This is a genomic window from Oceanisphaera profunda (assembly GCF_002157895.1).
Classification (GTDB): Bacteria; Pseudomonadota; Gammaproteobacteria; order Enterobacterales; family Aeromonadaceae; genus Oceanimonas; species Oceanimonas profunda.
This window is the reverse complement of record NZ_CP021377.1, coordinates 2,849,836-2,870,558: the sequence shown is the minus strand read 5'-3', so window position 1 is coordinate 2,870,558 and position 20,723 is coordinate 2,849,836. Positions and strand designations below refer to the sequence as shown.

Annotated in this window: 15 protein-coding genes and 2 pseudogenes; 5 read left to right on the top strand and 12 right to left on the bottom strand. The window is 48.0% G+C overall.

Going from position 1 to position 20,723, the window contains the following annotated elements; genetic code table 11:
* Positions 1-46 precede the first annotated feature (46 nt).
* Both CBP31_RS12700 and CBP31_RS12695 read right to left on the bottom strand, forming a co-directional pair.
* Positions 47-1,239, bottom strand: a protein-coding gene (locus CBP31_RS12700; protein ID WP_087035592.1) for an IS3 family transposase whose coding sequence is annotated in 2 segments (ribosomal slippage) — positions 47-942 and positions 942-1,239 — 1,194 coding nt in all. Because the reading frame shifts where the segments join, the coding sequence is not laid out codon by codon here.
* 150 nt (positions 1,240-1,389) lie between these two features.
* Positions 1,390-2,847 (bottom strand): sigma-54 dependent transcriptional regulator, encoded by a 1,458-nt coding sequence (locus tag CBP31_RS12695; RefSeq protein WP_087037852.1) that lies wholly within the window; start codon positions 2,845-2,847, stop codon positions 1,390-1,392.
* A gap of 635 nt (positions 2,848-3,482) precedes the next feature.
* Between CBP31_RS12695 and CBP31_RS12690 the strand changes: the two genes are divergently transcribed.
* Positions 3,483-4,418 carry an Abi family protein gene (locus CBP31_RS12690; protein ID WP_087037850.1) on the top strand — a complete coding sequence of 312 codons (936 nt, stop codon included), beginning with the start codon at positions 3,483-3,485 and terminating at the stop codon, positions 4,416-4,418.
* An 831-nt stretch (positions 4,419-5,249) separates the two neighbouring features.
* Here the strand turns inward: CBP31_RS12690 and fliS are convergent.
* The 6 genes and pseudogenes from fliS to CBP31_RS15970 form a co-directional block, all read right to left on the bottom strand.
* Positions 5,250-5,645 (bottom strand): flagellar export chaperone FliS, encoded by a 396-nt coding sequence (fliS, locus tag CBP31_RS12685; protein ID WP_087038760.1) that lies wholly within the window; start codon positions 5,643-5,645, stop codon positions 5,250-5,252.
* A gap of 13 nt (positions 5,646-5,658) precedes the next feature.
* On the bottom strand, positions 5,659-5,955 hold the full coding sequence (locus CBP31_RS12680; RefSeq protein ID WP_087037848.1) for a hypothetical protein: 297 nt from the start codon (positions 5,953-5,955) through the stop codon (positions 5,659-5,661).
* Positions 5,952-7,328 carry a flagellar filament capping protein FliD gene (gene fliD / locus CBP31_RS12675; RefSeq protein ID WP_087037846.1) on the bottom strand — a complete coding sequence of 459 codons (1,377 nt, stop codon included), beginning with the start codon at positions 7,326-7,328 and terminating at the stop codon, positions 5,952-5,954. The genes CBP31_RS12680 and fliD overlap by 4 nt, the downstream gene beginning before the upstream one ends.
* A 41-nt stretch (positions 7,329-7,369) precedes the next feature.
* Positions 7,370-7,783 carry a flagellar protein FlaG gene (locus tag CBP31_RS12670; RefSeq protein WP_087037844.1) on the bottom strand — a complete coding sequence of 138 codons (414 nt, stop codon included), beginning with the start codon at positions 7,781-7,783 and terminating at the stop codon, positions 7,370-7,372.
* 310 nt (positions 7,784-8,093) lie between these two features.
* Positions 8,094-8,345 (bottom strand): annotated as a pseudogene (locus CBP31_RS15815) (flagellin); the annotation flags it as partial.
* Between the two features lie 165 nt (positions 8,346-8,510).
* Positions 8,511-10,076, bottom strand: a pseudogene (locus CBP31_RS15970) (flagellin N-terminal helical domain-containing protein); the annotation flags it as partial.
* A 782-nt stretch (positions 10,077-10,858) separates the two neighbouring features.
* Between CBP31_RS15970 and CBP31_RS12660 the strand changes: the two are divergent.
* The 4 genes from CBP31_RS12660 to CBP31_RS12645 all read left to right on the top strand — a co-directional run bounded on the left by CBP31_RS12660 (position 10,859) and on the right by CBP31_RS12645 (position 13,699).
* Positions 10,859-11,101, top strand: a complete 243-nt coding sequence (locus CBP31_RS12660) for a helix-turn-helix transcriptional regulator (RefSeq protein ID WP_087037840.1) — start codon at positions 10,859-10,861, stop codon at positions 11,099-11,101.
* Positions 11,091-12,251: a type II toxin-antitoxin system HipA family toxin gene (locus CBP31_RS12655; protein WP_169712999.1), complete on the top strand. Its 1,161-nt coding sequence runs from the start codon at positions 11,091-11,093 to the stop codon at positions 12,249-12,251. The genes CBP31_RS12660 and CBP31_RS12655 overlap by 11 nt, the downstream gene beginning before the upstream one ends.
* A 973-nt stretch (positions 12,252-13,224) precedes the next feature.
* A complete protein-coding gene (relB, locus tag CBP31_RS12650) occupies positions 13,225-13,452 on the top strand; it encodes a type II toxin-antitoxin system RelB family antitoxin (protein WP_087037838.1) in 228 nt (75 codons plus the stop codon).
* Complete coding sequence (locus CBP31_RS12645; RefSeq protein ID WP_087037835.1) at positions 13,418-13,699, top strand: type II toxin-antitoxin system RelE family toxin; 282 nt, start codon at positions 13,418-13,420, stop codon at positions 13,697-13,699. The genes relB and CBP31_RS12645 overlap by 35 nt, the downstream gene beginning before the upstream one ends.
* A gap of 649 nt (positions 13,700-14,348) precedes the next feature.
* Here CBP31_RS12645 and CBP31_RS12640 read toward each other — a convergent pair.
* The 4 genes from CBP31_RS12640 to flgJ all read right to left on the bottom strand — a co-directional run bounded on the left by CBP31_RS12640 (position 14,349) and on the right by flgJ (position 20,170).
* Positions 14,349-14,867 (bottom strand): single stranded DNA-binding domain-containing protein, encoded by a 519-nt coding sequence (locus tag CBP31_RS12640; RefSeq protein ID WP_087037832.1) that lies wholly within the window; start codon positions 14,865-14,867, stop codon positions 14,349-14,351.
* Between the two features lie 1,121 nt (positions 14,868-15,988).
* Positions 15,989-17,239, bottom strand: a complete 1,251-nt coding sequence (gene flgL / locus CBP31_RS12635) for a flagellar hook-associated protein FlgL (protein WP_087037829.1) — start codon at positions 17,237-17,239, stop codon at positions 15,989-15,991.
* Between the two features lie 9 nt (positions 17,240-17,248).
* Positions 17,249-19,168 (bottom strand): flagellar hook-associated protein FlgK, encoded by a 1,920-nt coding sequence (flgK, locus tag CBP31_RS12630; RefSeq protein ID WP_087037827.1) that lies wholly within the window; start codon positions 19,166-19,168, stop codon positions 17,249-17,251.
* Positions 19,169-19,177: 9 nt separating this feature from the next.
* A complete protein-coding gene (flgJ, locus tag CBP31_RS12625; RefSeq protein ID WP_087037825.1) occupies positions 19,178-20,170 on the bottom strand; it encodes a flagellar assembly peptidoglycan hydrolase FlgJ in 993 nt (330 codons plus the stop codon).
* Positions 20,171-20,723 lie beyond the last annotated feature (553 nt).

Sequence of the window (20,723 nt, the reverse complement as noted above, 5' to 3'; positions counted from 1 at the left end):
TGTTGAGTGAAAAACGTGGAATGGCCCGACTAAAGTAGACACCAGTTTAAGCAGCATTAAGTTGCTGCGCATATGCGTTGGGGGTTAATCCTCCCAGCGCAGTGTGTTGTCTTACTTTGTGGTAATACTGCGTGATGTAGAAGTGTATTTCTTCTGCCATCTCTTTACGAGTTAACAGCCCTAAACGGCGGGTCCATTCCTTTTTCAGTAAAGCAAAAAAGCTTTCTGAACACGCATTATCCCAGCAGTTTCCCCGGCGAGACATGCTGATAGTCACTTTACGTTTATTCAACCACGTCATGGTCGCCAGACAATGATATTGGCTGCCCTGGTCTGAGTGGAACATCAGCTCACGGCCATCAGGCTTCTGCTTCTTCCAAGCCTGCTTTAAGGCCTTAATCACTAATTCAGCACTATTAACCGGCCCTTGAGCCTTGCCCACTATCTGTCTGGTAGCAAGATCGATTATCACCGCCAGATAGAGCCAGCCTTCTTCACAGCGTATTTGAGTTATATCTGACACCCAAACACGGTTCTCTTCTGCAACCGTAAACTGTCGGTTTAACAGATTCGGCGTCGCAGCGATGCCTGGCTTATGTTTACGATGCCCGGGCTTTGGCGCGACACAAGAACGGTAGCCCACACTCTGTAATAGGCGTTGCACTTGATTCTTACCACAAGCAAAGCCTTGGTCAACCGCTTCGCGCCACAATTTCCGATAACCCGCAATACCATGTTGCTGTTCAGCTTCAGCCAATAAAAAGGCGAGCAGACTGCGATGACGCTCCGCCTGAACCGAAGGCTCTCGTTGGCGCTGCTTCCAACAATAATAACCCGCACGAGATACCTGGAGTACGCGACACATCACCAGTACCGTCCAGCTCATGCTGCGATACCGGTCGATGAAGGCAAATTTTATCGCCGTGTCTTGGTAGCGTACTCTTCCAGCTTTTTTAAGATATCGAGCTCCAGTTCAGCGCGCTCTAGCTTTTTCTTAAGACGCTTATTCTCTTGCTCTAACTGACGCAGGCTTTTATCTGGCCCTTCATTTTTAACGGGCTTATCCTGTTTCGAATCTGGTTTGTCCATTATCCACTCTCGACGCCAACGGCTTAATACGTTCGGATGCACCCCCAGCTCACTGGAGATTTCAGCTAATGTTTTAGGTGATGAAACAGAGAGTTTAACGGCTTCCCGCTTAAATTCATTACTAAATTTACGTTTGGTTCGGTATTGCATACACTTCCTCACTCTGAAGAAGTGTCTACTTATTCGGGGCCATTCCAACTTAACTCAACACTTGCGGCTTGTCCGTGTATTCCGTGGCAAAAAACAGGTTTAGATTTAGTGTTTAGCTTGGTGCTTGGCGCCGGGCGCTCGGCGCTTCTTTTATTCCCTACTAATCCCGTACTTCTTCATTTTCTCTACCAAGGTGGTGCGGCGCATGCCTAGGTGTTCGGCGGCTCTCGCAACCACACCATCGTTCACTTCTAACGACTGGGCAATCATGTCCATTTCGATGTTAGCCAGCATGTCTTTTAAATTCACACCTTCAACAGACAAGGTAGGTGCCATAAAGTCCGCTTCTTCTTCAAAGTCGTCCGTGGCTTGAAAATCAAAGAAGTCCGCTTCGTTTTCGCTTACGCCGTCATCGTCAGATTGAAATATGGCTGACAAGGCATCGCGCTCGTCCAGCTCCTCAAAGGGGTGAGTTAATAGCTGTTCATCGCTCAGTACCCGATATTTAATGGGCAAATCAGCTAACTGCACTGTTTGGTTAGGGCACAAAATAAACATGCGCTCTACCAAGTTAGACAATTCGCGCACGTTACCCGGCCAATGCCATTTTTTCAGCGACTCAATCGCATCGCGAGCAAACGATAACTGCGCGTTATGGGTTAGTCGGTGGCGCGCAATCAACTCATTGAGCAACAGCGGAATATCGTCTTGGCGCTGGCTCAGGGCCGGCGCTTCAATCGGGAATACATTTAGGCGATAGTACAAGTCTTCACGAAAGCGCTGCTCAACAATCATCTGCTCTAAATCACGATGCGTGGCTGCTATTACCCGCACTTTCGCGCTAATAGAACGCGTGCCGCCCACCCGCTCAAAGGTGCGTTCTTGCAATACCCGCAGCAATTTTACTTGCATCGACAATGGCATATCGCCAATTTCGTCTAAAAACAGCGTACCGCCTTCGGCCAGCTCAAAGCGCCCTTTACGGGCCGATACGGCGCCGGTAAAGGCGCCTTTTTCATGGCCAAACAGCTCGCTTTCTAATAGCTCGGCAGGAATAGCCCCGCAGTTAATGGGCACAAACGGCCCTTTGGCTTGTAACGATAATTCATGAATAGCGCGGGCGATCACTTCTTTACCGGTGCCAGACTCACCCAACAACAAGACGTTAGCTGGCTTGTTGGCCACTTGGCGGATCAGGCTTTTTACCTCGCTCATGGCGCTACTGTCGCCAATTAATAACTCATGCAGTCGGCAGTCTTGCTCAGCAGTCGCCAATACCGGTTGCCAGTGCTGTGCTTGCAACAGCAGTGAGGTGAGTTCGTCATACGTTAGCGAATTAAGGCAGCCGAGTAAGTTAGCGTGCCGACAATCAGTATCGACCAAGCTAATAAAGGCGTGATGAGGGAAGGTTTCTAATAACTGTGCTAAAGAAACGTCCGTGTCCCCGGCTAAAACCGTCAAATTTTGTGGCTGACTTTGTAACCAGGTTTGATCTTCTGCCCGACTGCCACTGCGCCATTCTACCTGCATAAAAGACAGTATGGCTTCCAGCCGCAAGCGTCGTTCTTGGTGGTGATCCATAATCAAGACGCAGCCGTTAAAGCTCATAGGAATTATATCCTTACAATTCAATCTGTTATTCAAAATTCAAGAGGCTTTGTAATACTGCTTAACCCCATTTCAGGGCACAGCATAGCATCACCAAGGGGGCGGTATGCAAGTAACTGCCGTAATTCTGACACAAGCGTCAAAAAAACTCGAGCCAGGCTAGGCGCTCAAACCACCTAAGATTGACCTAGATCAAACCTAAAGATATTTTTGCCACGGAATACACGGAAAAACACGGAACAATAGAGATCAAATCTGAAAGAGATCTTGATGGTAAGAGCGAAAACGGTTTTATGTAGGGTGACGCTTTAGCTGGCACTCCCATCTCAGCGGGATTTGGTTTTTATCTGACAGCTTAAAGCTGACAGCTTACCGCTCGCGAAGGGCTAGTGTTTTGTAGGCGTATTGAACAGCTCCGATAATAGGTCTAACTCCCCCAGACTCGCTCAGGCACCTTTCTGTGAAGTTCCGGCATATGACGCCCGATCACCATAGATGACAGGAGTGACTCATATTGACTTTTACAAGCTTGGGGTTATTATTGAAGTAACAACACCCCTCCCGCTACCCGTCAGATCAGCGCCCTGTGAGGGGTTACTCGTTTCTGGGCCATGCAGAACCTGCGAGGGCGTAAGATGAGCCGCCAGCCAAGATCATCCGCTAAAGTTGCCTTTACTAAATCGCCAACGTTATTTCCTGACCAGGTAAGCTTACTGCTACAGCGTGGTTTAGAGATCACCGATATTGTTAAAGCGCAGTTCTATTTAACGCAGCTTAACTACTATCGTTTTGCCGCTTATTGTTTGCCTTTCGAGCAAGACCACGCCACGCACCAATTTATAGTTGGCACTAGTTTTGATGATATTTTAAACCTTTATGTTTTTGACCGGGAATTAAGGCTACTGGTACTTGATGCTATTGAACGTTTTGAAGTTTCGTTGCGGACCCAAATTGCTTACCAGCTTAGTCATAGATATAACACAGCGCACCCGCATCTAAAGCCTGAACTATTTGGTGACTTGCTGGAGTACGCTAATAGTTTGGGGAAATTAAGCGGTGACGTAAAACGAAGTCGTGAAGAGTTTATTAAACATTTAGCGCAAAAGTACCAAGAACCTTTACCTCCAATTTGGGCTTGCGTCGAACTGCTTACCATGGGGCAACTCTCGCGCTGGCTGAGTAATATCAAATTGCGCGCCGACAGGCAGATAATCAGCAAAAGTTATGGGCTGGATGAAAAAACGCTTACCTCATTTTGTGAACACCTATCGTTAGTTCGGAACCTAAGCGCACATCATTCCCGTTTGTGGAATCGAGATTTTACCAAAACAACAATGCTGCCACGTCATGGTGAAGAAGCGTTAATTAACGGCTTATTTACTCTACCGGATAGTGACAGACGGCTGCGCAAAATTTACAACACCTTGGTTATGTTGGGATATTTAATGGACGTGATAAGCGGTGATCATCATTGGAAGCAACGCTTAAAAAGTCTACTCGATACACATCAGATAGACATTAATCGCATGGGCTTTCCAGCCGATTGGCAAGCGCGGTCAATCTGGCAATAAGAATAACTCACTTAGCCGTATTCCAACCAACTACACCAAAACCCTTTTGCAACGCTTCCTTGTTACGAGAGTCACGGAAAAGCACGGAAAAATAGAGATCAAATCTGAAAAATTTAATGGGGTAAGATCTAAAAAAGTAGCTCAGGCTACAAGATCGGTGTTTTGTAGGCGAACGCTTGCTCTCGCATTACAACCCAGGCGGAACTCCGGGGTGGGTGTTGAGTTTTTAGTTTTTAGTTTTAAGTTTTAAGTGTTGAGTTAAGCTTTTCACTCTACATTCAACACTCACAACTCAACACTGTGGCTTTGTAGGTGTAAACCTGAAAACCATCCTGCTTCGCAGGACCCGCGAACAAGTTGCGGGCTACAAGATCGGTGTTTTGTAGGCGAACGCTTGCTCTCGCATTTCGCCGCAGGCGAAAATCTTGAAAACCATCCAGCTACGCTGGACTGCCGAATAAATTGGCAGCTACAGGGTACTGCATCTCTTGTAGGTGGCCGTCTCTTCGGTGAAGAGGACTTCGCCACGGTTTTGTTTCAGGTTTGTGTGTAACCTATCCAGCTACGCTGGACCGGCGCTATCTCTATGCCGTCATACCGAGCCCGCCACTGTATCTCGCTCTTAGCACTAAAACCCAAAATCAGATCCTGACGTGCGTCAGGAAGACGGCTGTTTTAACCTCAACAAGATCATTTTTCGCCCTTATCTCATCTTAATTTTTCCGTGGGGTCTGCGGATTCCGTTGCGAAAATGTCTTTTATTTTTAGACATAAAAAAACCGAGTACAGGACTAAGCCAATACTCGGTTCTTTAGTCAACAAGCAATAACCTTACGCAGGTACGGCTTGTTGCTCGGCGGGGATGGCATCCCAGCTTTCTTTAATTTCGCGTAACAAACGGCTCACGCCTTCTAGGCGTTCGCTGTTGCTTTCGCTGTTGGCCAACATCATCTCGCGCACCATAAAGTCGTACAAACTCTCTAGGTTAGCCGCTACTTCGCCACCCGCTTCTAGGTCTAGCGAGGCTTGCAGTTGTTGAACAATAGCGATGGTTTTACCAATTAGCTCGCCGCGCTGGCTAAACTTTTCCTGCTCAATGGCGGTGCGCGCCTTGGCCAGTCGCTCTAGGGCACCCGCCAATAACATTTGTACTACGCGGTAGGGGCTGGCGATATCTCGCTGGCTGTCTATCGCAACTGATCTATAGGCTTTAAGGGAGCCGCGCATGGTTTTCTCCTGATTAATTTTTTTTAACATCACCATAGGCCCGCACCGAGCGCCGACCTTTTTGTAAACTTGCTAATTTTTCTGCCAATACCGTGCGGCTTTGTTCTGCCTGTTGTGTTAACAACCTAGAGCGCTCAATCAGCTCACTTACCTGCTCGGCATCAAGCATTTCAGTGTCCATCAGCAGCTGCAATAATCGCGCCCGTTCTGCTAAGCGCTGTTCAACCGTGTCGGCCTGTAATGATTCAGGGCTAGCAAACTCCGCTAACAGCGACTCATCTACCTGTTTTAGCTGCTCGAGTAGGCTCATTTCTTATTACCAAAAGTGGGCATATTTTCAAAGGCACTGATCACTGAGCTAAGTTGTTGGTTCATTTGTGCCACTACGATATCCATGGCAGAAAACTGCTTATAGACCCGCTTTTCATATTGCTCAATATAAGTACTAAAAGACTCTTTTTCTTTGCCCAACTTCGTCATCTGGCCATTAAGGGACTCGGTACGCTGAGAGAATATGCCATTCTTGCCGCCAAACTCATCCACCATAGTGCTCAACTGCTTCGATAACCCCTTGTCACTCGCAAACAGAGCACCCACTTTCTCGAAGTTGTCGCTGGTCTGCTTTTTCAGCCGAGTCTCGTCTAAAGCTATGGTGCCATCTTTGTTGGTTGTAACACCCAAATCGGCAAGGTTCTGTAGCGGGGCTTGGGCACCTTCTACCGGCTCACTCAGCATGCGTCGCAGCTGGGACATTAAGCTACGGGTGCTAGTGTCGCCATTCAGCGGGCCAGCTTGCTTAGTTTCAGCATCATATTTGGTCAACTTATTAACGGTAGATACTACCTTGTTGAAAGCCTCAACAAAGCTTTTAACATTGGACTCCACCGCGCCCTTATCGTAACCAATAGTCAGACGAGTGCTGGGCTTTTCCTCGGTATTAACCTTATCAACAGTCAGAGTCACGCCATTAACGGCGTCTTTTATTTCATTGCTCTGGCTAGTTACTTTAGCACCGTCTATGGTAATTTCAGCGTTCTGCGCCGCCTGCACCTCGGTCAGATTGCCTTCTGTGTCCAGCAAACGTGAAAGGCCATCGGCATCACCACGCACGTCAATTTCCAGCTGGTGATCGGTACCGGTTTTTTCAGAAAACAGCACCAGCCGAGCGCCCTCATCATCGTTCACCACTGTGGCCTTCACGCCCTTGTTACCCTCGGCACTGTTAATGGCTTGGGCCACTTCGGCTAGGGTGCTCTTGCCTTCTTCAATGGCGACCGTAAAGGATTGCTCCCCTACCTTGATATCTAGGCTACCGGCACCCAGCTTGGTTTCTTTATCTATGCTCTGGCTACTGACCTTGTGCGCCTGAGCCAGCTTATCTACCACCAGCGTGTAACTGCCAGCCACCGCGTTCTGATCGGCCTTGGCAGAAATGAAGCCGCTTTCGCTGAAACTAACCGAGCGTTTCTGAAAAGCCTCGGCCCCGCCCAGCTTGGTCAGCGACTTTTTAAAATCATCCAGCACCACGCCCAGTGACGCATAAGACGACAACTTAACATTGATATCGGTGCCACGGCGGTTAAACAGTGCTTCTTTGGGTGCTTTTTCCGCATTAACGGTCGCATCCACAAAAGTCTGAATAGGGAAGCCTGATCCCACACCTGGTAATTTTAAGTCGCCCACAATGTTATCTCCTGTGGTTTGACCCAACTAAAGTTTTTAAGTTAGGCCTGAACATCAATTAACCCACCACTGGCTTCAGCCAAGCGCGCGATCACGTCTAATAATTCTTCAGTGGGAATTTGCCGAATAACATCACCGCTTTTTTTATCCACCACGCTCACTATCTGGCGACCCGAGTCTTCATCTACTCGAAATTTAAGGCTCTGACTAAAGCTACCCACAAACGAGTCCATTTGCTCGGCCAGCTCCGCTAACTGCTCGCCATTAAGTGGCTCGGCATTCGACTTAGGCTCTGCATTGGCATTGGTCTGTGCGGCGCTTTTATCCAGCGCCAGCACCGCTTGTGCAGTTTGCGTGGCAGTGCTGCCTGCCGGCTGCGTGGTTACGGCTGGCTGTTTGGTCAGCAAGTCCGACGCCAGCATAGGGGCTTTAGGTGGTAGGGGCAATGTATCCATAATGTATCCTCAAGCTAGAGCCATACAGATTAACAAACAAGACGCCGTTTAGCTTAATAAAGTCACGCTAACTGCAGTACTTAACCTCTAAACATATTTGCCACGGAATACACGGAAACGCACGGAATTAAAGCAATAAGATAATAGTAAAAATATAATTTTTATAAGGTTTTACCATTAAGAATTTGTCTTTTTTGATCTTTTTCCGTGTTCTTCCGTGTATTCCGTGGCGAAAAGGTCTTATAACGTTATTAAGCTAAACAGTACCGGGGGCTTAGCCCCCGGTAATTTAGTTATTTATAAGCTCAGATTAACCCAAGAGCGACAATGCGGCTTGTGGGATTTGCTTGGCTTGCGCCAAGATTGACGTACCGGCCTGCTGCAGAATCTGCTGCTTGGTCAGGTTAACGGTTTCTTGGGCAAAATCCACATCCATAATGCGCGCCATACCGGCAGCGGCGTTTTCACTCACGTTTGCCAAGTTATTGATGGTGCTGTTAAAGCGGTTTTGTGTTGCACCCAGCTTGGAACGCTCGCCATCGATTTGGCTGATAGCACCATCCAACACCTGAATCGCCGTTTGCGAGCCATCGACGCTATCGATATTCAGGTTGCTAACAGTGGCTTCCTGAGTGACAGTCTTGGTGGTCGCGGCAGTCAGACCAAGGGAAGCCAAGCCAGTACCCTTAGCGCCATCGGCGACGATAATGTCTTTTTCAGAATGCAGCTTCAGGATACCGTCATCATTCTTGCTGGCGGTCGCTCCAGTACTGGCGGTATTGATGCTGCTGATAATCGCATCCAGGTCATCGTCTTTGTTGAACTTAATTTCGGTGCCGTTCAAGGTAATAGAAGTGGCTTCAGCCAACTTAGCCTTGGTTTCACCGGCGGACAGGCCCAAAGCTTGCAAAGAGCCTCCTGTCTTATCTTCAAGCTCAATATTTTTTCCATCTGCGGAAGTCAATACTAATCGACCATTATCCGCACTTGCGGTAACCCCCGTAGCTGTTGTTCCTGAGCCAGCCGTACCGCCATTATTATTAATCATTGTAACGACATCATTGAGAGTGCTGCCTGCTGCAAAGGTAAAATCTGTGTCATTAAGTGTTATTTTTTTCTCACTTACCAAACCGGTAGTGGCAGTCTTATCCCCCGCAGCCATACCCAGCGTAGTGAGTGTGCCGGGAGTACTAGCGGCGGAAATGTTGAAATCACCTTTCGAGTTCAGAAGGAGTTTGCCATCCTTATCAGCTGAGGCTGTCACACCAGTATTGGAGCTCTGAGCATTAATCTTGGATAACATGTCATCCAAAGAATCACTACTTTCAAGAGCGATGGCTGACGAGCCGATAATAAGCGTACCGGCACCGGCCGCTCCTAACTTACCGTCGAGCCCTGCTGTACCAGTAACGTCTCCCGTCTGAGCGCCAGCAGTCAGGCCCAAAGCAGTTGTGGTTGCAGAAGTACCGGCTCCTATAGTGTAATTGCCCTTGTATGCCAATGCCAGTTGGCCGACATCATTCACAGAGGCCGTTAATGCATTGGCAACTGTCGTATTACTATTGATTTTGTTTACAACATCATGAATAGTATCGCCTGCGACAACAGCTATATCCTCGCCCACAAGACTGAGGTCACCAGCATCAGCGCTAGAGAACACATGAGTCTTAAACGCAGCTGTTCCTGCTACCTTTGCATCGCCACTTATTGCTCCTGTATTACCCACCACTTTGGCCGATAAATCGGTTGCAGCACCATCTGCACTTGCATTGCTATAGCTGCCTTTTAATGCCGAAGAACTCACATCTCCCAGACCAAATGTCACTGTCTGATTGGCATTAGCGCCAACCTGAAACGCGGTGCTGCCAAACGAGCCATCCAGCAAGTTACGGCCACCAAAGCTGGTAGTCTTAGCAATACGGGTCAATTCACCGGACAGTGAGTTAAATTCTTCTTGCAGCGACTGACGGTCAGCATCGGAGTTGGAGCCGTTAGTAGACTGCAATGCCAGCTCACGCATCCGCTGTAGCATGTTGGTGGACTCTTGCATCGCACCTTCTGCAGTTTGCGCCATTGAGATACCGTCACTGGCGTTTTTCATGGCTACGTTTAGACCCTTGATTTGCGAGTTCAAACGGTTAGAAATTTGCAGACCGGCCGCATCATCTTTGGCAGAGTTAATTTTACTACCGGAAGACAAACGCTCCATAGAAGTAGTCAGGGCTGCGCCAGATTTGCTTAAGTTACGCTGGGCAGTCAAGGCCGAGACGTTGGAGTTAACAGTAATCGCCATAATTAAACTCTCCGTTGAGATTTGTTCCGGCGCCATGCCGGTATGCGGTGTTGGTAATGAAGCTGAGCTTTAAGATGAAGCTGCTTCGTTGTTAATTAAGGTATCGGCGTGGGGGTTAAGAACTTTAAGGTTTTTTTTGGTTTTTTTGCTGCTTGCTTAACCAGCTGCCTAAATGCAAGTGCTCAACCGCCCACCGACCGGTGTTCTGCCCTCTAGTTACAAATGAGTATCGGCAGCAAAGCGGAGAGCTTTAGGGGGAAGAGCGATGTTGAGTGTTGAGTGTTGAATGTTGAATGTTGAATGTTGAATGTTGAATGTTGAATGTTGAATGAAAAACCAGCGTCCTGCGCCAAGCACCAAGCTGAAGTCACCAACACTAACAGCGAGATCCTGACTTTCGTCAGGATGACGGCTAGACATACAGCAGACACAGCCCTACTGCCGTCATACCGGTACTGAATCAAGTTCAGCATGACGGCCACGGTATCTCGCTCTTAGTACCAAAACACCAAATCAGATCCTGACTTTCGTCAGGATGACGGCTAGACATACAGCAGACACAGCCCTACGGCCGTCATACCGTTACTGAATCAAGTTCAGCATGACGGCCACGGTATCTCGCTCTTAGTACCAAAACACCAAAGCGAGATCCTGACGTGCGTCAGGATGACAGCGAAAAACAGTTTGATGTGCTTAACAAATGATAAAACCCCTCTCACAACTGTACAAAATACTCTACAATACCCAGTGTAAATGAATATATGTGGAGTATTCTGTACATTATGACGTATTTAGAATTGGGCCAAGCAGTCCGTGAGCTGCGCCTGCAGCAGAAAGTATCACAGCAACAGATGGCTGATCATTTGGCCATTTCACGCACCACTTTGAATGCATTTGAACTGGGCCGTTCGGGAGACGTAGGCCTGAGAAAGGTGATGAAAATGCTAGATTATTTGGGCTCTGAAATATCACTTCGTGAAAAATCGCCCTTCCCTACTTTCGAGGAACTACGCGATGGCCGTTAATAATAATCCTTTGTCAGTATGGATAGCAGGGCAAGCTGCCGGTGAGCTGTTTAGTGAGCAAGGCGAGTTTGTATTTCGTTATGAACCTGATATGACTGTGCAAAATTTTGTCTCGTTAACCATGCCCGTGCGCAGCCGAGATTATTCACATTCCGCATTACCCCCACTTTTTGAGATGCATTTGCCCGAGGGTTATTTACTATCGGTGTTGCAACGTCACTTTGCCAAGCTCAGCGGTGCTGATGACTTGAGCTTGCTTAAGTTGTTAGCGCCTAGCGTACGCGGGCGGGTGCATTATCAAGTAGATATTGAAGCCGTTCAGCCCTTGGAGCTTACAGACTTACTGTCCCCTACTGCCGGGCTATTTGATGAGTTGGTAGTACGCTTTGCTTTGCACTCGCCTGTAAGTGGTGTGCAGCCCAAGGTGTTGGCACAGATCCAAGATAAAGCCACGTTGCGCATGGAGGATTACATTGTTAAGGCCTGGGGCCCAGATTATCCACAGTTAGCACTGAATGAATATTGGTGTATGCGGGTATTAAAAGCCGCAGGCATTACTGTGCCTGAATTTTATTTGTCCGACGATAGCGCTCTTTTTATTATGAAACGCTTTGATTTTACATCGACTGGGCAATGGCTAGGATTTGAGGATATGTGCGTATTAGCCGCCAAAAGTCGCAAGCAAAAGTACGAGGGTAGCTATGAACAGTTAGCTAAAAGCATCACCAGTTTTGTTTCTCCACAACACAAAATCGCAGCACTGCAGCAGTTTTTTAAGATGATGGTGCTGAATAATCACTTACAAAATGGTGATGCACATTTAAAAAACTTTGGCCTACTGTATGAAAACATTCATAACATCTGGCTAGCACCCGCTTTTGATGTGGTTAGCACTACGGCTTATATTAAAAATGATGTGTCTGCATTGACTTTAATGGGTAGCCGTAAATGGTGGTCGCGTAAGCATTTGCTAACTTTTGGCGTACAGCATTGTGAATTAACTCAAGCACAGGCGAATGCTTTATATGATGAGTGCGAGCAGGCGATGGGGCTAGTAGCAGCACAAATACAGCAAGCACTAACTACAGAAGTGATGGCTGATAAGCAGCAGATACTCATGCATTTGCTATCATGCCTTGCGCCAAAGTGAGCCGACCTGAATTGAGTATCTACAAAAAATACTTCTGTCACAGTGTCGGATCAGCTTGGATATCTACTCTTATCCCTAAAAACCAAGCGAGATCCTGACGTGCGTCAGGATGACGGCTAGACATACAACAGACCTCGCCCTACTGCCGTCATACCGTGCTCGCCACGGTATCTCGCTCTTAGTACCACCTGATTACGTATGAACCTCAGCCATAATGCACCCTGTTTCGGTTTGTTCTTTGTAGCTGCCCCGTCTCTTTAATAAAGAGGACTTCGGCAGGCCAGCTCTGCTGGCTGTTACTGAGGTTTAGATTTAAACCAAAACACCAAACCGGGCCGCTGAGACGTGCCCCTACAAGGTCAAAATACCAAACTGGGCCTCACATTCTTTACCGAAGAGGCGGAACCTCCATGTAACATATTGAATTAATTGGTGTTTAGCTCTCTGGAACATGGCTGAGCTTTGTGGGTAATCAGGTATCATCAAGATCATTTTTCGCCCTTCATCCCGTCTTAATTTTTCCGTGGGTTCCGTGTATTCCGTGGCAGATCTGGGTTTAAAGCATCTAACGGGGCAGGCGAGCCACCCGTTGTTAAATACTTATCCATCAAGATCTCTTTCAGATCTGATCCCTATTTTTCTGCGGGTTCTGTGGATTCCGTTGCAAAGGTGTTTAGGGCTTTAAGTAATGCGAGAGCAAGCGTTCGCCTACAAAACAAGATCCTGACGTACGTCAGGATGACGGCATAGGGCAAAAAACTAATACGAGATCCTGACGTGCGTCAGGATGACGGCTAAACAAAAAACACCGTACCATGCAACATCTTGCCGTACCTCGGCTAAAAGAGCCGAAAACCAGAGTTTATTTTCATCATTAGCAATGTGCATGGTGACGAATAATCATACAGACTGGCTCAGTAGAAGTAACTAATGTACTATTTGTATTACATGAAATACAAACGGGGAGATGGTGATGTCAACTTCAATTAGGTTGCCTAAAGACATTGAGTTACGTCTTAACCAGTTAGCATTAGAAACTGGACGTTCAAAGTCATTCTACTTGCGTGAGCTTATAGAAAATGGGCTTGATGACTTGGAAGATTACTACTTAGCCGACAGCGTGATGGAGCGAGTTCGCCAAGGTAAAGAAGAGCTTTATTCTTTAGATGATGTGGAGCGTGAACTTGGTTTGGACAGTTGAACTTACCAGTTCCGCTAAAAAGCAGTTGGCTAAAATAGGCCATACTGAAGCACAGCGAATTACTAAGTATCTACGACGGATAATGGTGCTAGCCGACCCTCGAACTACAGGGAAAGCGTTAACCGGTAACCTGCGTGAATATTGGCGTTATAGAGTGGGTGATTATAGAGTCATTTGTGAAATCAGAGATACGGAGTTAGTTATTGTAGCTGTTACGATTGGTCATCGTAGAGATATTTATCAATGATACACAGTTTATAAGGCTATCGAGCCATCCACGTTAAATCGTTATCATAAAAATCCCCTCATAAAACCGCTATAAAGCAGTCCACCATAACAGCTGTGGATAGCTAAGTTCCAAACCGTGCTGAATAAATTTGCACCTACAAGGTCAAAAACAAGCCGTACTCGCTCCTGACTTTCGCAAAGAAAATTGAAAGTACGAATGGCAGACAAACACCGATATTCTATCGCCTTGTGCTTTGGCTGCGGCTTCTGCTGAGCATGAATAAAAATCATCCAGCTACGCTGGCCTGCCGACTAAAGTGGCAGCTACAAAAAACACCCTTCTATGCCGTCTTGCTCCTCTGTTTTAAGGACTAGATTCTGAAGTGACTTAAATATTTCCGCCTACGGCGAAATGCGAGAACAAGTGTTCGCCTACAAAACACCACATCAGATCCTAACCGGCGTCAGGATGACGGCTAAAAACACAGCAGACACAGCCCTACTGCCGTCATACCGTGCTCGCCACGGTATCTCGCTCTTAGTACTAAAACCCAAAACAAGATCCTGACGTGCGTCAGGATGACGGCTTTCGGCGAGATCTTGACGTGTGTCAGGACGGCCGCTCAAGGGCTGCGCTACCTTGCACAGTCTACTTAGCGTCCTTGATTTTATGTTGAATTACCGCCTCGCTGTTGGTTATAGCCACCATATTGCGGTGGAGGTGCCTGCGGCGAAGCTGCGCTTTGATTTCCACCCTGTTTTTGTGACTGCTGCCCTCCTGGCTGTGGAGCTTTAGCGCCCTGCTGAGGAGGTTTGATGTAACCCTGCTCCTTGAGTAGCTGACAAATACCGGCAGGGATGTGAGTATTAAGTTTCATGGCCTTTAGTTTGACTTCGGTACGTGGTTTTCCTGTTTCTTTATCTTCCCACTGTTCAATTTCGAACTTACCTTCTAAGTCGAGGTAATCACCAATCGCGAGCGGCGGCAAATCCTTCAATTTTCCTACATCGACGGCAATAAACTGGGTGCGTTCGATAAATTTTTGCTCTTTTTTAGAATAGTAACCATCATCAATGGCCACCACGAACATGCCAAACGGGCCGTATTGACCATGCTTAATGAAGGTTTTAGATACATAGCCTGATATCTGCCACTGATTCTTTTTGTTGCTCTTGGTGATAAACATATTGAATTTCCTCTTGTAAAAATTCCAACTAAGAGAGCCAAGGTAAGGGGGGCCTCGTTAAATGTAGCTGTTAGAAATTTTAAAAGGAGTGCATTACCGCAAAGGGGCGATGGCGTCGCTATCGTTGAGGTGGGGCTGTTGCTCGAACAGTGCTGAGCTAGAGAGCAATGTTGAATGAAAGCACAGGGACAGCTCCGAGTGCTCAGCACCAAGCTAAAGCTGAACTTAAAAGCGGTCGAATGAATTCAACCCTACAAAAGGCCAGAGCCAAACCCCTTGTCATCCCGAGGAGTGCAACGACGCGGCAATCCATGTTTATGTACCGCGCCGCTGTTGCATGGATTGCCGCGCTGCGCTCGCAATGAATGGAATAAGGACGCATCACAACAGAGTATCTACATAACCCGACACCGACCGCGGAGCGGCCAATGGCCATTCCCACGCGGAGCATGGGAACGAGACTATGCCGTCATACCGTGCTCGCCACGGTATCTCGCTCTTAGTACTAAAACCCAAAACCAGATCCTGATGGTCATCAGGATGACGGCATAAGTGCGAGATCCTGACGTGCGTCAGGAAGACGGCTTAAATACACAGACACCGCCCCTACGGCCGTCATACCGTGCTCGCCACGGTATCTCGCTCTTAGTATTAAAGCCTAAAGCGAGATCCTGACCTGCGTCAGGATGACGGCATAAGTGCGAGATCCTGACATGTGTCAGGATGACGGCTTTAAGCGAGATCCTGACGTGCGTCAGGATTACGGCCTAAAACATCGCTGTGCGCCATAAGTTAAAAAAACACCGCTCTTTGTGGGAGCGGTGTTTTAGGCTTGGTATCTATTTTTAGCTGGGCGCCGGGCGCTTGGTGCTGGGCGCTATGTCTTCCCCTCGCACCTCACGCTTTACTTTTCACAACGACGTTTTGCTGCACAAAACCGGCCGGCTGAAGCGGCCTCTACCAGGATAGGTGTTTGGGTTTTCTTTTACTCCTCACACCTCACGCTTCCCCCTTCACGGGCGAAGGCCCTAGATAAAACACCGCTCTTTGTGAGAGCGGTGTTTTAGGCTTGGTATCTATTTTTAGCTGGGCGCCGGGCGCTTGGTGCTCGGCGCTATCTGTTAGATATAATTAAACAAACTCATGCCTTGTAGTTTGCCGAATACGCTTTGGCTGGCTTGCAGGGCGACCATGGTTTGGTTGAGGTCGCCGATGGCTTGGGCGTAGTCTAAGTCTTCCATGCCACCGCGTACTTTATCGAGCGTTAATGTCATGTCGGCATGGGTTTCTCGCTGGCTGTCTAGCCGTTGCATGCGAATACCGGTGTCGGCACGAATACGGGTAAAGTGACCACCCACGGCGTCCAGCTCGTCTAAAATGTCGGCAAATTCGCTTTGCTCACTGGCAGTGTTGCCATCACCGTCTAGCCACTCTTTGGCGCGATTTAATGCCGCAAATACATCAAAGGTATCTTGGCCCTGATCACTTGCTGGGTTGCCTGTTAGCGTGATTACATCACCAGCTTTGGCTTCCCCCGTTAGCGTAACGCTAACACCACCGGCGTTGATAGGTTGCCCAGCGGTATAAGGCTGCGGCGTCATTGCATCGCCATTTTTATCTAACAGCGCATTGCCATCAACGTCAGTTATTAATACTTCAGTAACACCTGCGTTATCGCTAAAATTAATCGCATACGGCTGGCCTGCTGGCACATTGTTGGCATCGCTAATTACCGCCCGTTCAACTACTAGGCCTTGCTCACGCACGCCGTCTTGCAAGTTGTAGTTGACAGTAAAGTCACCTTTAGGATTAGGCACTTGGCCAAACACTAAATTACCGTCGTGATTAAGCCCTACTTTTACATTATCGCTAATGGCTAATTCGCGCTGACCGCTATCACCTTGATAGACCACATCGCCGTTAGCTTGGCGAGAAAAAGGCGCGGCGTCGGTTTGAAAACCGGCAAAAATATAATCACCAAATTCATCTCGGCTATTGGCTAAGTCCAGCAGTTCGTCAATGCGACTGGTGAGCTCGCTGCTTAGCGCTGCCTTTTCTTGAGCCGTGTATGCGCCATTATTGGCTTTTAGCATCAGCTCTTTGGCTTGTTGGCTAAGATTTTCTGCGCTAGTGAGAATGCTTTCTTCGCGGCGTAGGCGATTTTCACCCATATTAATATTATTTTGATAACGAGCAATATTATTCAGCTCTTGCTTGTAACTCATAATGCCATTAGCCGCTACCGGATCATCGGCGGCAGTTTGTACGCGCACGCCAGACGATAATTTATCGAGCTGCTGATTAGCCTGATTACTTTTATTGGTAATGTGCTGCAAGCTGTTTTGATAAAACTGATTAGTTGAGATACGCACAATGGCTCCTTAGCGAATTTGCAGCAATGAGTTGAACATTTCGTTAGCCACAGTAATAACGCGACTTGAGGCCATATAGGCTTGCTGAAAACGTAATAAATTGGCGGCTTCTTCATCCAAGTTCACCCCCGACACCGACTGCATGCGGTTGTGTGACTGAGCAAGTGCGGCCGTAGCGGAGTCAGCCTTTATTTTTTGGCTGTGCGTTTTGCCGCCAATGCCGACCAAAGTTTGATTAATGCTATCGCCAATGGTGTTTTTGCCACCGTTAAACATCTTTTGCTGTTTTATATCGCCAAACGCCTGCGCGTTAACGTTATTACCGGCGCCACTGGCGGTGGCGACTTCAAAGCTGTCTGCCGTGCCTGCTTGGCCCGAGACATTAATCGTCAGGCCATCCAGCGTAATTACCGGATCTTGTGGATCCAGCGTCCCGTCTTGAATAATGATAGTGGGATCACTTTTTTTAACCACTTGATACTCACCTGCTGCATTAAAGCTCACTACTAAAGGATCATTCTTAGTTGGTAAATTAGTGCCTGCATGGTTCGTGATCTGTGCGCTAACGCTGGCATTACCGCTGTTTTGATCATTAGCGGTGGTGGTAAATTGGCTCGCTGCGGCCAGCCCTTCCGGCTTTTTCAAACTCACGCCGATATCTGCTGCGCCATTGCGCGTAGGACGGATCAGCATACTATCGCCATTAACAGGTGTGCCGCTGATGCTCACTGAAAAGCCGTCCACGTTCAGCTTGCCGTCGTCATCGGGCATGATTTCTTGAGGCTCGCCACCTGCTAAGTCGGTAATAAAGTACTTATCGTCTTTATAATCCAATCGATATTCACTGCCGGTTAACTTGCTGGTATCAGTAATGGTCACTTCGCCGCTAACATTGCTGTTGTCGGTAAAGAAGCGACCGATTCGGGCACTGTCGCTATTAATATCGGTAAATAAATCGGCACCGGGCACGCCGGTTAAGTCTAACCCTTGGCGCTGTACTTGGTTAAAGGCATCAGCCAAGCCAATGGCGGTGCGCCCAATATCGCTTAAGGTGGGCGCCAGCACCGTGTCTCTAAACTTGGCCGTGGCACCGAGTTTGCCGCCTAAGTCACTGGCAGTAAGCTTGGTCGCCTGCTTGGCTTGATCGGGTGCGGTTAAATACAACTCAGTTTGTTGCGGATCTGGGTTACCAAGCCTGGCCTCTAAGCTAAAGGCGCGGCTGCCACTAACTAGCGTATCGCGCCCGCCTAACATCACAGATACCACCCCATTGGGTTCGCTAATGGTAGTAATGCTGACTTCTTGGCCCAGGTCACTGATCAGCTTATCGCGTCTGTCTAATAAATCATTGGGCGAGCCGCTTGAACCTACGTTCATGATCTCTTGGTTTAGCTCAGCAATACCTGCCGCCAGCTCACTGACTCTATTGGCGCGGCTGGCAATGTCTTCACTGCTGGTGGAATATTGCTGATTAAGATTGCTGTGCAGGGTGTTAAAGCTACCAGCTACCTCTTGGGCATGCGCTAATAACAGCTGGCGATTACCTAAATCTCTGGGGTTATCGGTAAAGGCATCAATGGTTTTATACAAGGAGTCCAAGCTGCTGCTCAGCGCTTTGCCGTTGTCATTTACGCTGCTATTTAGGTAATTAAGCTGCTGATACATAGTGGTGGCGCCCGCCTGCTCTGTGCTATTAATCAGCACATCTTTAAAGGCATATTGCTGATACATGCGGGTAACGTCGCTAATACGGGTACCGGTGCCATAAAACTGACCGCCGGAGTTTAAGCCACCTTCGGTCATTTGTTCTGCCCGCTGGCGGTTAAAGCCTTCAGTGTTCACGTTGGCAATGTTATGACCGGTGGTCGCTAATTGCTTTTGTGCGGCCATTAAGCCACTCACACCGGTTTGATACATATCAACAGCCATGATGTGTCCTTATGCTTGTGCTACCAATCGGGTAACGGTATCAAAAATGGAACTGAGTTTGTCGGCATATTTGGGGTCGGTCGCGTAGCCCGCTTGCTGCAACTCTTTAAAATACTGCTTAGGCGAACCGGTTTGTTGCAAGGCGTTGCCGTAGCGCGGGTTCTCATGCAAAAAATCTACATAGTTGTTAAAGCTGTCATTAAAGGATTCGTATGATCTAAAAGGCGCTTTAACCTTTACCGCTATACCTTGCTCATATTCCAGCGTGTTCACCCAAGTTTTAGTGCTCTTCCAACTGTTATCGGCCTTGATGCCAAAAAGATTATGGCTAGAGTCACCATTTTTTGGTCCGATGATCTTTTTACCCCAACCGGTTTCCAGTGCCGCCTGCGCTAGCATGGCCTCGGGCGGCAATCCCATGCGCTTACCGGCCTCTACTGCAGCTGGCATTAAACGCTTCACAAAGTCTTCTGGCGAGCGAAACGGTTCACTGGCGTTATAGACCACTGCGTCTTTATCGTTAGCTGACAGGCTAGCGGCTTGTAATGGCGGTCGCGCCATTTCTTTGGCTTTTTCAACCGCGCCTGCTACGCCATCGGCACCTAAGGGGCGTATCACTTTGCCAGAAACACGACGCACGTCAGTTAAATCAAACTGGCGAGCTTGAGGCTGAGGTGCAGGCTGTTCACCGCCGAGCTGCTTACTCACTAAATCTGCTAAGCCTAAGCTGCCGCGCTTACTGAGTTCTGCCGACATCTGTTGGTCGTGCATATCTTGATAATGTTCGGTGTAGCGGCTGTTCATGGGGCCATCGGATTCAAACACCTTATTGGCCGCCCGCATCGATTTAAACAGCTGCTGGGTAAACAAGCTTTCAAACTGACGCGCAGCTTCGTCTAGCGCCTTGCCTCTGTCTTCGGCAAAGCCTTGTTGGCGCAGTTTATCTAACCCTTGGATATCGTTAACCAAGAGGCTATTACTGTATGAATCGACCGGTTTCATCCGCTACTCCTTTTTAAGCGTGAAGACTGAGGCTGGAAGAAAATCTAAAACCTATATTTGCCACGGAATACACGGAATCCACAGAAAAATAGAGATCAAATCTGAAAAGACATATTTTGTTGTTAAAACCTAAAAACGAGATCCTGATGGTCATCAGGATGACGGCTTAAAGCACAAACACCGCTCTGGTCTTGTTCCGTCTTACCGAGCTCGACTCGGTATCTCGCTCTTAGCACTAAAACCTAAACCGAGATCCTGACGTGCGTCAGGATGACGGCTTAAAGCACAAACACCGCTCTGGTCCTCTGCCGTCATACCGTGCTCGCCACGGTATCTCGCTCTTAGCACTAAAACCTAAACCGAGATCCTGACCTGCGTCAGGATGACGGCTTAAAATACAAACACCGCTCTGGTCTTGTGCCGTCATACCGTGCTCGCCACGGTATCTCGCTCTTGGCACTAAAACCCAAAACCAGATCCTAATGGTCATCAGGATGACGGCATAAGTGCGAGATCCTGACCTTCGTCAGGATGACGGCTAAAACAAACAAAA